Source organism: Stenotrophomonas sp. LMG 10879 (assembly GCF_002750935.1).
GTDB lineage: Bacteria > Pseudomonadota > Gammaproteobacteria > Xanthomonadales > Xanthomonadaceae > Stenotrophomonas > Stenotrophomonas lactitubi_B.
This window is the reverse complement of record NZ_PEJT01000001.1, coordinates 479,004-494,509: the sequence shown is the minus strand read 5'-3', so window position 1 is coordinate 494,509 and position 15,506 is coordinate 479,004. Positions and strand designations below refer to the sequence as shown.

The window sequence follows — 15,506 nt, the reverse complement described above, 5'->3', positions numbered from 1 at the left end:
ACGCAAGGAGTAACGCATGACCCGTCGAATTCCCGAAGGCACCCTGGTTATCGTCGCCGATGGTGGCTCGGCCCGCGTGTTCACCAACGTCGGCAGCGAGCAGAAGCTCACCTTGAAGCAGGAAGGCGAGCTGCGCCTGCAGGACATCAGCGAGCAGGGTGTGTCCGGACAGGGGCCGTCGGGCGCGGTGCCCAAGGACATGTCGATCTCGCAGCTCAACGAAGCGACCTTCGCCAAGCAGGTCGCCGAGCAGCTCAACGAAGACGCGCTCAACAACCGCTATGCGCATCTGGTGCTGATCGCCGATCCCACCACGTTGGGTCGCATCCGTCCGTTGTTGCACAAGGAGACGCAGGCGCGGATGCTGGTCGACATCGCCAAGGATCTGACCAACGCGCCGCTGGAAGACATTCAGCGCACGCTGCAGGCGTAACCGCATGCCCTTCATGCGTGATCACGTTGCAGCCGAACCGGCCCGCGCGGAGGTGGATGCGCAGGCCGGTTTGCTGCTGCTGGAATTCGGCGCCCCGTGGTGCGGCCATTGCCAGGCCGCGCAACCGGCACTGCAGGCCTTCGTGGATGCGCATGATCTGCCGCACTGGAAGATCGAAGATGGCAAGGGCAAACCGCTGGGCCGCTCGTTCCAGGTGAAGCTGTGGCCGACGGTGGTCCTGTTGCGTGACGGCAAGGAAGTGGCGCGCGTGGTGCGGCCGGTGGATGCGGCAGATCTCGCCACACTGCAGAGCGCGCTGCCGGATTGACCGCCTCCCTTAGAGCCGAGGCCATGCTCGGCGTGCTCCGTCACCAACCGTAGTGCTCGATCACACCAGAGTCGAGCATGGGCTCGGCTCTACACGCGTCAATGCAGCGTCACCCGCACATGCTGCTCGCGCAGTTCATGCAGCAACCGCCGACCATGCTGGCTCAGTGCCATCATCGCCACCGTGATCTTCTGCAGGTTGTAGCCCGGGCGCAGATGCGCCTGCGGGTCGGCCGGTTCGTTCTCGCCGATCATCATCGCCATGCCCTCCGCGGTGTTCAGGGCGTGCTCGATGCGGAAGAACAGGGATTCCATTTCCGGGGTCAGGATGGGCGGTTCATGCGACATGCGATGGCTCCTTGAGGGGACGTGGCCACCGCAAGGGTGGCGGGCGGTGCGGGGTTGGAACTTCGGCTGAGCTTTGGGAAAAGCCGGAGGGCCATGCGGCCGCCGCGCACCGCCCGCCGTAGTCACGGCAAGCAGCTCCCAAGGCTCATTTCGGGGTTCCACACCCGGCAGCGTGCGTTCGCGCTGCGCGGACATCCTGCACACGCAATGGCGGTCTGTTCCAATAGGCATTGGATCTGGAAGTCTCCATTTACGGGCTGATATTTTTCAGTAGTGCCCATTCCGACAACCGGTTGCGCTTTCGCATCGAAATTGGCGTGCCAGCCTCGCCAGCATCCATTCAATCCCAGCGCCGATCCATTCAATTGGTTGCAGAGGCACAGGTTGAAGGCGGCATCCGCACTGCAGCATGCGACACCGCCACCCCGGTGCTAGGATCTGACCACCACCTGAATCGATCCAAATGCCGATGCCCACGCTGGACCGTCGTCTCCTGATCGCTGTCGCCGCCACGGCGATGTTCGCCTCCGGCTTGGCTGCGGCTGCCCCGGCCAAGACCGCCGCCGACAAGGCCTATGCTTCGGTCGATCCGTTCATCGGCACCGGCGGCGAGGGGCACACCTACCCCGGTGCGACGGTGCCGTTCGGCATGGTCCAGCTCAGCCCGGATACGCGCATCCAGCCGCGAGAGAAGGCCTACGGCTGGGCGGCGGGCTATCGCTATGACGACAGCAGCATCGTCGGCTTCTCGCACATGCATTTTTCTGGCACCGGCCATTCAGACCTGGGCGACATCCTGTTGATGCCGTTCACCGGCAGCCCGGGCCTGGAGCGCGGCGACCCTGAAAAGCCTCGCAGCGGTTACGCCTCGCGCTTCCGCCACGACGACGAGAAGGCCGAGCCGGGCTACTACGCGGTCACCCTGGACGACTACAAGGTGCGCGCCGAGCTGACCACCAGCGCGCGCGTGGGCGTGCATCGCTATGCGTTCCCGAAGGGCGCCGAGGCCAAGGTGCTGCTGGACATGCGTACCAGCATGTATGACTACCCGGGCAAGATCCTGTGGTCGCGGGTGCGCGTGCGCGACGATGGCACAGTCACCGGTTTCCGCGAGACCCGCGGTTGGGCCGCTGGCCGCCAGCTGTATTTCGCGATGCGGTTCTCGCGGCCGCTGTCCAGCCACGAACTGCACAACACCGAACAGGACATCGTCTACAAGGGCTTTGCGCCGCCGGGCGAGAAGGACCCGAAGCAGCGCGCGCAGATCGAGGGGCGGCAGCTGGTAGGTACCTTCAACTTCGGCAAGCTTGACGCGCCGCTGGTGGTGAAGGTGGCCATTTCGCCGGTCAGCGAGGCGGGCGCCATCGCCAACCTGGATGCCGAAGTGGCCGGCTTCGATTTCGACCGCGTGCGTGCGCAGGCAAAACAGGAGTGGACGCAGGCGTTGTCGGTGCTGGATATCGATGCGCCGGAGCATGCACGTCGCAGCGCCTACACCGCGCTGTACCACACGCTGCTGGGGCCGACGCTGTTCATGGATGCCGACGGCCAGTACCGCGGCGCCGACAACGCCGTGCACCAGGCCAAGGGCTATACGAACTATTCGACGTTCTCGCTGTGGGACACCTACCGGGCGCTGCACCCGCTGCTGACCCTGGTGCAGCCGGAAAAGCGCAACAGCGATTTCGTCAATTCCATGCTGGCCCATCACGAGCACAGCCCTTACGGCATGTTGCCGGTGTGGTCGTTCCATGGCCTGGAAGACTGGTGCATGATCGGCTACCACGCGGTGCCGGTGATCGCCGATGCCTACGTGAAGGGCATCCGTGGTTTCGACGCCGACAAGGCGCTGAAGGCGATGGTGGAGACCGCCAACTACGGTCCTTACGATGGCATCGCGCAGTACCGTGAGCTGGGCTACGTGCCGATCGACGAAGAAGGTGAAGCGGCCAGCAAGACGCTGGAATACGCCTTCGATGACTGGACCATCGCGCGCATGGCGCAGGCGATGGGCAAGGCCGATGTGGCAGCGACCTTCGACAAGCGTGCCGGCAACTGGCGCAATGCCTTCGACAAGGACACCGGTTTCATGCGTGCGCGCAAGCGCGATGGCAGCTTCCGCACGCCGTTCGACCCCAGCGCCAGTGGTTACGGCACCGACTACACCGAAGGCAATGCCTGGCAGTACTCGTGGTACGTGCCGCAGGACGTGGCAGGCCTGGCCGCCGCGCACGGTGGCAGCGACAAGCTGCTGGCGCGCCTGGATGAAGTGTTCAACGCCAAGGTCGATCCGGCCATCTTCGAACACATGGAAGACATCACCGGCCTGATCGGCTGGTATGCGCATGGCAACGAACCCAGCCACCACGTGGCTTACCTGTACTCGTATGCCGGCCAGCCGTGGCGCACGCAGGCACGCCTGAAGCAGATCATGGACACCCAGTACGCCGATCGCCCCGATGGCCTGGCTGGCAACGATGACGTGGGCCAGATGTCGGCGTGGTATGTGTTCACCGCGCTGGGCTTCTACCCGGTGGCGCCGGGCTCGGGCGAGTACATCCTCGGCCGGCCGTTCCTGCCGAAGACCGCAATGCGGTTGCCGAACGGAAAGACCTTCACCATCGTGGCCGAAGGCCTGGGCGACAAGCACACCTATGTCGGCAGCGTGACCCTCAACGGCAAGCCGTTGCAGCGCACCTTCCTGCGCCACGATGAGATCCTGGCCGGTGGTGAGCTGCACTTCACCATGCAGGCCGAACCGAACAAGGACTGGCCGGGGCAGGGCGCGCAGGCGCCGTATTCGATGAGCCCGTGACGCAGCGCCCACCAAGGTGGGCGACTACCGATGTGGCGTGATCTGGTAGATGCCAACCTTGGTTGGCATGCGATCTACACCATCCCACCATTGGCGCGCAGCACCTGGCCATTGATCCAGCCGCCATCGGCACCGGCCAGGAACGCCACCGCACCGGCGATGTCTTCCGGCGTACCCAGCCGCTCCAAAGGATTCGTCTTCGCCAGCCGATCAATCAGCTCCGGCGACTTCCCGTCCAGGAACAGATCGGTGGCGGTCGGCCCGGGTGCCACCGCGTTCACGGTGATGCCCCGCCCACGCAGCTCCTTGCTGAGGATCGCCCCCATCGTCTCCACCGCGGCCTTGCTGGCGGCATACACGCTGTAGTTTTCCAGCTTGATGCCCACCACGCTGGTGCTCAGGGTGACGATGCGGCCACCGTCGCGCACGCGGCGTGCAGCCTCGCGCAGCACGTTGAATGCGCCCTTGAGGTTGATGCCGATCACGCGGTCGAACAATGCATCATCGCTGTCGGCCAGTGCAGCCAACTGCAGCACGCCGGCACTGTTGACCACCACATCGATGCCACCGAAGCGCGCCTCGATCGCGTCGAACAGGGCATGCACGGCCTGCGGGTCGGCGACATCGGCCTGCAGGGCCACGGCCTGGCCGCCATGGGCGCTCAGTTCGGCAGCCAGGGCTTCGGCCTCGTCGCGGCGGCCGGCATAGTTGATCACCACGGCGTGGCCGTCGGCGGCCAGGCGGCGCGAGATCGCAGCGCCGATGCCACGGGAGCCGCCGGTGACCAGGGCGACAGGGCGGGAAGCGGGGGAGGTCATGGCACATTCCAGGAAGGCACGCCGGCATGGCGCAGGGCCATCTTCGTCTCTCCGCCGTCGCGGATAATCAGGGATAATTCGGAAACATCATCCGGCCAACCGAACAATGGATCGATTCACCGCCCTGCGTGCCTTCGTGCGGATCGTCGAGCGCCGCAGCTTCAGCCGGGCCGCCGAAGACCTGGGGCTGCCGCGGGCCACGGTGACCGATGCGATCAAGGCATTGGAGCAGCGCCTGGGCGTGCGCCTGCTGCACCGGACCACGCGCGTGGTGGTGCCGACGCTGGAAGGCGAGGCCTTCTACGGCCGCTGTCTGCGCCTGATCGCGGACATGGACGATGCCGAAGCCGCGTTCCGTGACGTTCCACCGCGCGGGCCACTGCGCATCGAAGTGCACGGAACGCTGGGGCGTCACCTGCTGTTCCCGCACCTGCCGGATTTCCTGCAGCGTTACTCGGACATCGAACTGGAGGTCAGCGAGGGCGACCGCTATGTCGACCTGCTGCGCGAGGGCGTGGATGCGGCCATCCGCGTGGGCACCCTGGCCGACAGCGATCTGGCCGCGCGGCGCCTGGCGTTGCTGCGCGAGGCCACGGTGGCGTCGCCTGCCTACGTGCAGGCGCACGGGCAGCCTGAGAGCATCGCGTCGCTGGCAGCGGGACACCAGATGGTCGGCTACCGTTCCAGCGCCACCGGCCAGCTGATTCCGCTGGAGTTCCAGCAGGGCGGCCAGGTACGCCATGTGCCGTTGCCGGCGCGCGTGCGGGTGTCCGGTGCTGACGCCTTCCTGGGTGCCGCGCTGGCCGGGCTGGGCATCATCCAGGCACCGCGTTACCGGATGGACCCGTACATCGCGCGTGGGCAGTTGCTGGAGCTGTTGCCGGATATGCCGCCCACGCCGAGCCCGGTCAGCCTGGTCTATCCGCGCAACCGCACGCCGTCGCCACGGTTGCGGGTATTCATCGATTGGGTGGCGGGTGTGTTCGAGGCGGAGCGCGCGCTTGGTGGCCCATCCACGCATGGCGTGGATCTACGGCAGCCACGCTGACGGGAGGGTGCCGACAACGCGGCGGAAGGCAGCGCTGAACTTGCTGGGATTGGCGTAGCCGCAGGCCATGGCCACCTCGGTCACGCTGAGGCCGCGCTGCAGCGCCTGCTGCGCCCAGTCCATGCGGCGCTGGGTCAGGTAGGCATACGGTGGCGTGCCGGTGGCGGCGCGCAGCGCACGGCTGAAGGTGGTTGGTTCCATGCCGAGTACGCCGGCCAGCGCTGCGACATCCAGCGGCTGCGAACGGTGTTCATCGATGAAGCCCTGCAGCTGGCGCAGCTGCCGCGATGACAGCGGTGCGGCCATGCGTGGCCGGGCGGGCGGATGGCCGGCAAGCTGGGCCAATCGCCGCACCACTACCTCTGCACCGTACTGCAGGAAGCCGGGCACGCAGGCGTCAACCTGCGCGCTGGACCATAGCGCCTGCAGCACGGAGGCGATGACCGGGTCGCGATGCAGCCGCAGGGAAAGGGAAGGAATGTCCGGGAAGCCGCCAGGCGCATCACGCCACTGCGCGGTATCGACGGCCATTCCCAGCAGCTCCACCGCTGGGCTGGCGTAGTGTCCATGATCGCCGGGCAGTACCACGTTGAACTGGCCCGGATGCCACCGTGCCTGCAGGACCCCGCCAGTGGTGCGTTGGTACAGGTTGCCGCCACCGGCCAGCAGCAGGCCCAGGCGCAGCTGGTGCGGGTGCCCCATGGGGCCTTCGCTGGCCTGGAAGCCGTGGCGCAGCAGAACGACCGAGCCATCCTCGCTGGTCACGGTTCCGGCCATGGGCTGGGCGACTTCCCGGTGCAACTGGTCGGCGAGGGCGGGCATGGCGGGTCCAGGAATGGAGCAGCGCTGACTGCAATGGAGTGGCGGCGAACGCGGAATGTTACAGGATAACAGTTTGCGCCAGCCGGCCCGCCAGGCGCGTTTCCGTTCCCCATGAGGTTGCCCTTGAAAGCCCCCGTTTCCTCCGTTGCCCTCGTCGCAGCGTCGTTGCTCGTTCCTGTTCTTCCCGCCCACGCGCAGCACGCCGATGCCACCACCCTCGATGGCGTGGTGGTCACCGGCTCCAAGCGCGACACGCCCTACCTGAAGAGTGACCTGTCGGTGACCGTGCTTGACCGGCAGGCGCTGAAAGAAGCCGGTGTCACCGAGTTCCGTGACCTGGACAAGCTGGCCCCCAACGTGAAGTTCAACGTGATGGGCCAGCTGAGCAACCTGTTCATTTCCATCCGTGGCATCGAATCCAATCCTTTCCTGGTCAACCGTGCGTCGGTGTACATCGATGGCATTCCGTTCCGCGAGCTGAGCAACGCGGTACTCAACCAGGTGGAATCGGTCGAGGTGCTGCGGGGGCCGCAGGGCACCCTGTACGGCGCCAACAGCGAATCGGGGCTGGTGCTGGTGCGCACGCGCGGCCCGGCCGATACCCGCGAGGGTGAGGTGAACGTGCGCGGCACCTGGTTCGGCAATGGCAACGGTACGGCCGTGGATGGCTTCCTGGCAGGCCCGCTTAGCAAGGACGGCACGCTGTCGGGCTCGGTGGCGTTCATGGGGTCCGATGAGGATGCCCACCTGAAGAACCTGACCCCGTACGGCGCGCGCGGCGAAGTGAAAGAGGGCTACCTGCAGGGCAAGCTGCGCTGGCGCCCGAGCGATTACGTGACCGTCAACGCTTTGGCCTATCACCTGCGAACACGCGCACCGGGCATGTTCGAGTACGAGTACCTGCCGCTGGATACCGGCCTGTACAACCGCACCTATGGCGATCGCCTCAACGGTGGCCGCCACGCCGGTGATTTCACCTACATCAACGATGCGCCCAAGCGCACCGAAAAGGACGAGACCGTTGCCGGCCTCAGCGCCCAGTGGCAACTGCAGTCAGGCACCCTGGATGTTGCCGCCTCGTACCGCAGCGAGGAAACCACCTCGGCTGGCTATGATTTCGACATGACCGCCAGCTCCGCGTTGGCCGGCTACATCTACGACAGGAAGGATGCATGGAATGCCGAGGCGCGCTTCAGCTCGCCCAGCGACCAGGCGCTGACCTGGATGGCCGGTGTATCGACCTACCGCATCGACAAGGATTCGATCCAGGGCACCTTCGTCGGCCCGGCGCTGCGCGGCCTGGACAGTTACAACCTGGCGCCGCGGCAGACCTCCAAGGGTGAGGACTACAGTGTGTTCGCCACCGCCAGCTACACGCTGCCGGCATTGCCGAAGCTGACCGCCAGCCTCGGCATCCGCCACGAGCAGGCCCGCCGCTCCACCGAGCAGCGGGCTGGATTCCTCGACCTCGGCGCTGGAGGGCTGGTGCGCTACCGCGACGCCGCCCTGGCACATACGTTCTCGGCGACGTTGCCGCGCGTCTCGCTGCGCTACGACGCCAGCGATGATCTGTCGTTCTATGCGGCCTCGGCCAAGGGTTACATCCCCGGTGGCTTCAACCTGGCCGCCGCGCAGAGCGATGTGATCAACGACAAGGTGCTGCGCTACGAATCCGAACGCATGTGGAGCCACGAAGTGGGCTTCAAGATGAACCTCGCGGGCGGCCGTGGCCATCTCGGCGGTGCCCTGTTCCATATCAGCTCGGACAACTGGCAGGAAATCCAGGTGGCCACCGATGCCAACGGCCGGCCGATCTCCTCCGACTACGTGGGCTCGGATGCCTCGATACGCTCGCGTGGTGCAGAGCTGGAAGGCGTATTTGAAGTTGCGCCGGGGTTCACGGTGATGGCCAATGTCGGCTATGTCGATGCGACGTACACCAAGCTGTGGGTCAGCCCGCAGGAGAACCTGCATGGCAAGCGGGTCAAGCTGACGCCGCACTACACCGGCTACCTGGCCGTGCGGTATCAGTTCGACTCCGGCATCTATGCCCGGGTGGAATCGCAGTTCACCGGTTCCAGTGCGCTGGACGAGCGCAACCGCGCGTTCCAGCCGGCCGTGGCCGTACTAGGCGTGCAACTGGGTTACGAGCGGGGCCCGTGGAGCACCCGCGTGTTCGTGCAGAACCTGACCGACAAGCGGCGCATCAACGGCCTGATCTTCGACAACCTGGCCTTCGGCCGCGATGGCAACTACTACGGTCCAGTGGACAGCCCGCGCATTGTCGGTGCCGAGGTCGGCTACCGGTTCTGAAGGAGCATCAACCGGCGGACCGCAGGGCCCGCCGGTTGCGCAGATGTGCGACGGCCAGCATCACCCCTCCGCAGGCGGTGGCAGCGCCATGCCAGAGCAGCGATTCCTTCAACGGCAGGTACAGCGAGGCGGACAGCAGCAGGATCGCGCCTGCAAGGGCCACGCACAGCGGCAGTGCCCGCTGATGGCGGCGCCGGCCGGCGGCGGTGCTGAGCACGGCGATCGTCGAGGCCAGCAGCGCGAACAGCCATTCCCAGCGTGACATCACCAGCAGCGCGGTCATCGCCGCGTGGCCAGGGTGCTGGAACGAGCGCAGCGCCATCATCGCCGCGGGCGTGAAGGCCAGCAGCAGGGGCAGGGCCACGCAATGCGCGGCACAGGCCAGCGACAGCCAGGCGCCTGCCAGATCGAAGCGGGGATGCCAGCGTGCCGAAGCTGGCGGCTGGGTGCGGGCCCTTGCGGGCGAGGTCGGGATGTGGTCCATAATGTTACATAGTAACAATACGGAGCTCCCCCATGAAACGTTCTGCCGTCCTTCTGCTGCTGCTTGCTGCCCATTCTGCGAACGCCCACGACGTGCGCCATCACGATGCGCATGTCCATGGCCAGGCCGATGTCGATCTGGCCGTGGACCAGGGAACGCTGGAGCTGGCACTGCGTGCGCCGGGGATCGGCATCCTCGATTTCGAACGACCACCTGCCGACAGCCGCGAACAGGCCGCAGTGGCGCGGGCGCGATCGATCCTGCAGAGCGGCAGCTGGGTCACGTTGCCGAGCGCTGCGCAGTGCCGGCTGGACCATGCCGAGGCCACTGCGGAGGGCTTTGCGCCAGTAGCAGTGGCAACGCAGCCTGGCCAGCACACGCACGCCGGATTCACCGCAGCACTGCGCTACCACTGTGCCAACCCGGCGGCGCTGCGTGGGCTGGCATTGCCGCTGCCGACGCTGTTTCCAGGTCTGCATGAGGTGATCGTCAATACCGCAACGTCGACCGGGCAAGGCCGCAGCGTGGTGACCGCCGACAGCCTGCGGGTGCCGCTGGCGCCATGAACCAAGCGACCATCATCGATCTGCAGGGCGTGCAGTTCGGCTACGCAGACCGAGCAGTTCTGGACATCGCACAGCTGCAGGTGAGCGCGGGCAGCAGCGTGCTGCTGCGCGGCACCAGCGGCTCGGGCAAGAGCACGCTGCTGGGCCTGCTGGCAGGCATCCTGCTGCCGGGCAGCGGCAGCATCCGTGTCGCCGGTCATGCGGTGAACACGTTGGGCGCGGCCGCGCGTGATCGTTTCCGCGCCGACCAGCTGGGCGTGATCTTCCAGCAGTTCAACCTGCTGCCGTTCCTGAGCGTGCGCAACAACATCGCCCTGGGCGTGCGCTTCTCGCCATTGCGCAACGCGCGCATCGACGGCGGGCTGGACGCCGAAATCGCGCGGCTGCTGCGCGCGCTGCAGCTGGACCCGGCACTGATGCCGCGTGCGGCAGGCACGCTCAGCGTCGGCCAGCAGCAGCGCGTTGCCGCTGCCCGTGCTTTGATCGGCCGCCCTGCGGTACTGCTGGCCGACGAACCTACCTCGGCGCTGGACCCCGACGCGGCCACGGCCTTCCTGCAGCTGATGTCCGCGCAGTGCCGCGCCGCCGGCACCACCGCGCTGGTGGTCAGCCACGATGACCGCCTGCAGCCGTTGTTCGACCAGGTGTTGTCGCTGGGTGATCTGAACCGGGCAGGGGGTGCACATGTTTGAGTTGGCCTGGGCCAGCCTGCGCAGCCGCGCCCTGAGCGTGAGCCTGACCGTGCTGGTCATCACCCTGAGCGTGGTCCTGCTGCTGGGCGTGGAACGCATCCGCACGCAGGCGCACGAGGGCTTTGCCAGCACCGTCTCGGGTACGGACCTGATCGTCGGCGCACGCTCGGGGCCGGTGAATCTGCTGCTGTATTCGGTGTTCCATATCGGCGATCCGACCAACAACGTGTCCTGGCAGTCCTACCAGGAACTGTCCACGCTGCCGCAGGTGAAATGGGCAGTGCCGCTGTCATTGGGCGATTCCTGGCGGGGCTATCGGGTGATCGGCACCACTGCCGGCTACTTTGAACATTACCGGCATGGCGCAGGGCATCCGCTGGCATTCGCGCAGGGCAAGCCGTTCGACGACCTCTATGACGCGGTGGTCGGCGCGGAAGTCGCACAGGCGGCGCACATCGGCGTGGGCGCTGACATCGTGCTGGCCCATGGCACCGGTGCGGTGACGCTGGCCACGCATGCGGACAAGCCGTTCCGTGTGGTCGGCATCCTGCAGCGGACCGGCACGCCGGTGGATTCTTCCGTGCTGGTATCACTGCCGGCGATCGAGGCGATCCATGTCGACTGGCGCTCCGGCGTGCAGCTTCGCAGCCAGCATGTCAGCGCCGAACAGGCACGCCAGCTCGACCTGACCCCGACCAGCATCACCGCCTTCATGCTCGGCCTGAACTCGCGCATCGCCACCTTCGGCGTGCAGCGCAGCATCAACGAGTATCCCGACGAAGCGCTGCAGGCCATCCTGCCCGGCGTGACCCTGCAGCAGCTGTGGCAGTCGCTGGGGACCGCCGAGCGCGCGCTGCAGTTGATCAGTGCGATGGTGGTGCTGCTGGGCATGGTTTCGCTGATGGCGCTGCTGGTATCTACGCTGCAGGAGCGGCGTCGCGAGATGGCGGTGCTGCGCGCTACCGGTGCGCGTCCGGCCTATGTCGCCTGCCTGCTGGTGGTTGAAGCCGTGGCTACCGCAGCGATGGCCTGCGCGCTGGCGCTGGCCGTGCTGACCTGCGCCAGCGTGGTGGGGCGCAGCTGGGCGCTGGCCAATTTCGGTCTGTCGATCACCCACGTCTGGCCGGACGCGCGCGAACTAGCCTGGGTGGGTGGCGTGCTGCTGATCAGCGCGGTCGCAGGCCTGCTGCCTGCGCTGCTGGCCTACCGGCGCACCCTGGCCGATGGCCTGGCGCCTGCGTCATGAGCACGGGTGTCCGCGGGTTGCTGCTGGCTGCGGCCATGCTGCTGGCTGCCTGCACACGGCCGACCGACACTGGTGTGCAGGCATTGTCTCCCTCGCCGGTGCAGGACAGTGCCGGCACCGAAAGCGAGCAGGAGCTGGACTGGTTGCAGATGCTGCCGGGCGATGAACTGGCCGCACTGGAGCGCGGTGAGGGGCCGGAGGTGAAGCACAGCGGCAACCGGCGCATGGCCCAGTTCGGTACCTTCCGTACCGTGGACGCGGTACTGGATCGCGCGGTGCGGTTGCCGGGCTATGTCGTGCCCTTGGCCAATGCGGCAGACGGTCGACTGCTCGAATTCCTGTTCGTGCCGTACTACGGCGCGTGCATCCACGTGCCACCGCCGCCACCGAACCAGATCGTGCACGTGGTGCTGCCGCAGCCGATCGCCATGCCCGACATGTACTCGCCGTTCTTCCTGGCCGGGGTGCTGCGTGCCGAGCGGGTGGACGATGATCTTGCCGGCTCGGCCTACAGCATGGCCGACGCCGAATTGAGGCCTTATGAACCGTAGCGCGAAGGTGCTTGCCGCTGTGCTTGCCGGTGTACTGCTGACCAGCTGTGGCCGGCCGCCCGTGGAGGTGCCGCGACCACGGGACGATGCCGCTGCCGCTTCGCCAGCGGCGAAACTCGCAGTGATCGACCGCTGGGACGCGCTGATGCCCGGGGAGGACAGCTTCCAGCGTCCACCGCCGCAGATCGGGCTGTCGCGTGGCAACGGCATGGATGGGGTAGGCGGCTTGATCGACGACACGGGATCGGGCTCGCTGCCCGGGCAGGCCATCGATCATTCCAGCCCTCTGCGCGCGCAGCAGTTCGGCTCGTCGGCGGTGGTCGATGGCGTGGATGGACGGACGCTGGACCTGGATGACTACGTGGTGCCGCTGGCGATGAACGACGCGGGGCAGGTGGACGAACTGCTGTTCGTGCCGTTCTATGGCGCGTGCATCCACGTACCGCCGCCACCGCCGAACCAGATCATCCATGTGACATTGGCCACCCCGATCACGATGGGCGCGTTGTGGGATCCCTACCGGCTGTCAGGGCGCCTGCAGGTGAAGCACTTCGAGGCGGATATCGCCAGCGCGTCCTATGACGCAGCCGCGGCGACGCTTTCCGCGATCACCCGATGACGAACACCCGATGACGAAGCTCCGCGCCCGCAGCGTCGCGCTGCTGATGGTGCTGCTGCTGGCAGGGACCGGCGTGGCGCTGCTGTGGAACGCAACGCACGCGCCTTTGCCACCGGCAGTGGCATTTCCAGCACCGGCGGCGGAAGCGCAGGCACGCATCGAACATCACCTGGCTGCCGACAAAGCCTTTCGTGATGACCTGCTGTTCCTGCTGGTGGCGACGCTGCGCGACCGCTGTGAACCGACGCAGGCGGGAGTGCTGGCACGCATGGCCAACCGTGCATCGCTGCCGGTGCTGGCGGCGGTGAGCGCCGTGACCACGCAGGATGCGAGCCTGGACCGGCCGATCTACCAGTACATCCAGCACCGCGCCGATGCCACTGGCTGCGGGCAGCCACTGAGCTTGCCTGCAGGCGATGGCGGCAGGATCGAGGTGGATATCGAACAGTACGCACGCACCTTCCCGGACAGCTACTTCGACCCGCAGCGCAGCAGTGCGCCGCGTGACTTCGGCGGGCGCCCGCTGCCAGAGCGCGCCGGCAACGCCTGCAACAGCGTGGTCTATTCGGTGCTGCCGCTGGGAGGGGTGGATTGGCGCTGCAGCACGCTGCGCAGCAACGCTCGTGCGCGGGTGCGTGCGCTGTGCGAAGACGTGATGCAGCGGCAGCACGGCCATCTGCGTGGCGAACTGGATGCTGCGGTGGGCGAGGCCATGCAGGACCCGGTCGTGCAGGCGGTCGCTGCATTGCCGGCGGAGTGCAGGTAGGCACAAGCCTTGTCGCAGCAGGCGTTGCGCCTCCCGGAAGCTGAATAACGTTCCCTGGAAGATCTATAACTATACAGGACGTCCTGTATAGTTATGAGTGTACCCCTTCCCATCCAGGTTCCCATGGCTCTCTCCCAGCCCTTGGACGGTGTTCCGTCCCTGTCGCGCGCCCGTCGCTGGTCGCTGCTGTTCACCGTCGCCGCCGGCCTGCTGCTGGTCACGTTGGACAACTCGGTGCTGTATACGGCGCTGCCGACCCTGACCGAAGAGCTCTCGGCCAGTGCCGGGCAGGCGCTGTGGGTCATCAACGCCTATCCGCTGGTGATGGCCGGCCTGCTGCTGGGTGCGGGCACCCTGGGTGACCGCATCGGCCACCGGCGGATGTTCCTGATCGGCCTGGTGGTGTTCGGCATCGCCTCGTTGGCGGCCGCGTTCTCTGCGACTGCCGCGCAGCTGATTGCAGCGCGTGCCTTCCTCGCCGTGGGTGCGGCGGCGATGATGCCGGCCACGTTGGCATTGATCGGGCTCAGCTTCCATGAAGAGCGCGAGCGCAACATCGCCATCGCGATCTGGGGTTCGGTGGCCATCGTCGGTGCGGCACTGGGGCCGATCATCGGTGGCTGGCTGCTGCAGCACTTCTGGTGGGGCTCGGTATTCCTGATCAACGTGCCGGTGGTGGTGGTCGCCTTCATCGCGACCCTGGTGCTGGCGCCGGAAGGGCAGCGCGACAGCACGCGGCCGTGGGACCTGCTGTCCTCGTTGCTGGCACTGGCCGCGCTGTCCGGGCTGGTGCTGGCGATCAAGTCGCTGATCGCTACGCCGCCCTCGTACGGTGTCGGCGCGGTCTCGCTGCTGCTGGCGGTCATCGCCGGCTTCGCCTTCAGCCGCCGTCAGCAGTAGTTGCCCTATCCGCTGCTGGATTTCACCATCTTCCGTAACCCGGCGTTCCTCGCAGGCACGCTGTCGGCAGTGTTCACCCTGTTTGCGATGGCCGGGCTGCAGCTGCTCACCACCCAGCGTTTCCAGCTGGTGGCCGGCCTCAGCCCGTTGCAGGCGGGCCTGTTGGTATCGGTGGCGGCGCTGGGCAGCCTGCCCAGCGCGTTGCTGGGCGGCAGCGTGCTGCATCGGGTCGGCCTGCGTCCGTTGATCTGTGGCGGCCTTGCGGCTGGCGCGGTAGGTGTGGGCGTGGTGGCGCTGGGCTTCCCGCACGGCCTGGGCTGGGTGGTGGCCGGCATGGCGATCACCGGCTTCGGCATGGGTGCTGCGATCTCGGTGGCGTCCACCGCCATCCTCAACAACGTACCGCCGCATCGTGCGGGCATGGCCTCATCGGTCGAAGAGGTGTCCTACGAGTTCGGTGGCCTGCTGGCGGTCGCGCTGCTGGGCAGCCTGAGCGCTGCGATGTACGGCGCGTTCCTGCCGGAATCGGCGGACATTCCGGCCGCCGCGCGCGAGGGGTTCACCCAGGCATTGCACGTGGCGCGTGACACGGGGCAGGGGGAGTGGTTCGCCCTTGCAACCGCGGCCTACGATCGCGGTTACCAGATCGTGCTGCTGGTGATCAGCGCTGTGCTGGCGGCCGGCGCGGTGATCATCGCGCGCCTGCTGCTCGGACGTGCCGGTGGCCGCGACGGCGCTGCCGATCGCGTAAAATAGCG

General features: G+C 66.8%; 15 protein-coding genes and 1 pseudogene. 12 read left to right on the top strand and 4 right to left on the bottom strand.

Annotation, left to right across the window (positions count from 1 at the left end; all coding sequences use genetic code 11):
- Window positions 1-16 precede the first annotated feature (16 nt).
- Both CR919_RS02085 and CR919_RS02080 read left to right on the top strand, forming a co-directional pair.
- Window positions 17-433, top strand: coding sequence for a host attachment family protein (locus tag CR919_RS02085; RefSeq protein WP_099818618.1), 417 nt, complete (start codon window positions 17-19; stop codon window positions 431-433).
- Window positions 434-437: 4 nt separating this feature from the next.
- Window positions 438-761, top strand: a complete 324-nt coding sequence (locus CR919_RS02080; RefSeq protein ID WP_099818617.1) for a thioredoxin family protein — start codon at window positions 438-440, stop codon at window positions 759-761.
- Window positions 762-859: 98 nt separating this feature from the next.
- Here the strand turns inward: CR919_RS02080 and CR919_RS02075 are convergent, their stop codons facing one another.
- On the bottom strand, window positions 860-1,108 hold the full coding sequence (locus CR919_RS02075; protein WP_099818616.1) for a hypothetical protein: 249 nt from the start codon (window positions 1,106-1,108) through the stop codon (window positions 860-862).
- 463 nt (window positions 1,109-1,571) lie between these two features.
- Here CR919_RS02075 and CR919_RS02070 point away from each other — a divergent pair, with 463 nt between their 5' ends.
- A complete protein-coding gene (locus tag CR919_RS02070; RefSeq protein ID WP_099818615.1) occupies window positions 1,572-3,923 on the top strand; it encodes a GH92 family glycosyl hydrolase in 2,352 nt (783 codons plus the stop codon).
- Window positions 3,924-3,997: 74 nt separating this feature from the next.
- Here CR919_RS02070 and CR919_RS02065 read toward each other — a convergent pair whose 3' ends face one another.
- Window positions 3,998-4,741, bottom strand: coding sequence for an SDR family oxidoreductase (locus CR919_RS02065; RefSeq protein ID WP_099818614.1), 744 nt, complete (start codon window positions 4,739-4,741; stop codon window positions 3,998-4,000).
- Window positions 4,742-4,847: 106 nt separating this feature from the next.
- On the opposite strand from CR919_RS02065, the gene CR919_RS02060 reads away from it, so the two are divergent.
- Window positions 4,848-5,789, top strand: a complete 942-nt coding sequence (locus CR919_RS02060) for a LysR family transcriptional regulator (RefSeq protein ID WP_099818613.1) — start codon at window positions 4,848-4,850, stop codon at window positions 5,787-5,789.
- Here CR919_RS02060 and CR919_RS02055 read toward each other — a convergent pair.
- On the bottom strand, window positions 5,772-6,611 hold the full coding sequence (locus CR919_RS02055) for an AraC family transcriptional regulator (protein WP_099818612.1): 840 nt from the start codon (window positions 6,609-6,611) through the stop codon (window positions 5,772-5,774). The genes CR919_RS02060 and CR919_RS02055 overlap by 18 nt on opposite strands.
- A 123-nt stretch (window positions 6,612-6,734) precedes the next feature.
- Here CR919_RS02055 and CR919_RS02050 point away from each other — a divergent pair, with 123 nt between their 5' ends.
- Entirely contained in the window at window positions 6,735-8,924 is a 2,190-nt protein-coding gene (locus tag CR919_RS02050) for a TonB-dependent receptor (protein ID WP_099818610.1), read from the top strand.
- A 7-nt stretch (window positions 8,925-8,931) separates the two neighbouring features.
- Here the strand turns inward: CR919_RS02050 and CR919_RS02045 are convergent, their stop codons facing one another.
- Window positions 8,932-9,408 carry a MerC domain-containing protein gene (locus tag CR919_RS02045; protein ID WP_099818609.1) on the bottom strand — a complete coding sequence of 159 codons (477 nt, stop codon included), beginning with the start codon at window positions 9,406-9,408 and terminating at the stop codon, window positions 8,932-8,934.
- A 32-nt stretch (window positions 9,409-9,440) separates the two neighbouring features.
- On the opposite strand from CR919_RS02045, the gene CR919_RS02040 reads away from it, so the two are divergent.
- The 7 genes and pseudogenes from CR919_RS02040 to CR919_RS02010 all read left to right on the top strand — a co-directional run bounded on the left by CR919_RS02040 (window position 9,441) and on the right by CR919_RS02010 (window position 15,504).
- Entirely contained in the window at window positions 9,441-9,974 is a 534-nt protein-coding gene (locus CR919_RS02040) for a DUF2796 domain-containing protein (RefSeq protein WP_099818607.1), read from the top strand.
- Window positions 9,971-10,666: an ATP-binding cassette domain-containing protein gene (locus tag CR919_RS02035; RefSeq protein ID WP_099818606.1), complete on the top strand. Its 696-nt coding sequence runs from the start codon at window positions 9,971-9,973 to the stop codon at window positions 10,664-10,666. Before CR919_RS02040 ends, CR919_RS02035 begins: the two co-directional genes overlap by 4 nt.
- Window positions 10,659-11,912 carry an ABC transporter permease gene (locus tag CR919_RS02030; protein WP_099818605.1) on the top strand — a complete coding sequence of 418 codons (1,254 nt, stop codon included), beginning with the start codon at window positions 10,659-10,661 and terminating at the stop codon, window positions 11,910-11,912. The genes CR919_RS02035 and CR919_RS02030 overlap by 8 nt, the downstream gene beginning before the upstream one ends.
- On the top strand, window positions 11,909-12,463 hold the full coding sequence (locus tag CR919_RS02025; protein ID WP_099818604.1) for a DUF3299 domain-containing protein: 555 nt from the start codon (window positions 11,909-11,911) through the stop codon (window positions 12,461-12,463). Before CR919_RS02030 ends, CR919_RS02025 begins: the two co-directional genes overlap by 4 nt.
- Window positions 12,453-13,082: a DUF3299 domain-containing protein gene (locus CR919_RS02020; RefSeq protein ID WP_099818602.1), complete on the top strand. Its 630-nt coding sequence runs from the start codon at window positions 12,453-12,455 to the stop codon at window positions 13,080-13,082. Before CR919_RS02025 ends, CR919_RS02020 begins: the two co-directional genes overlap by 11 nt.
- Window positions 13,083-13,128: 46 nt before the next feature.
- Window positions 13,129-13,848 (top strand): hypothetical protein, encoded by a 720-nt coding sequence (locus CR919_RS02015; protein ID WP_099818784.1) that lies wholly within the window; start codon window positions 13,129-13,131, stop codon window positions 13,846-13,848.
- A 123-nt stretch (window positions 13,849-13,971) separates the two neighbouring features.
- Window positions 13,972-15,504 (top strand): annotated as a pseudogene (locus CR919_RS02010) (MFS transporter).
- The last annotated feature ends 2 nt before the right edge of the window (window positions 15,505-15,506 follow it).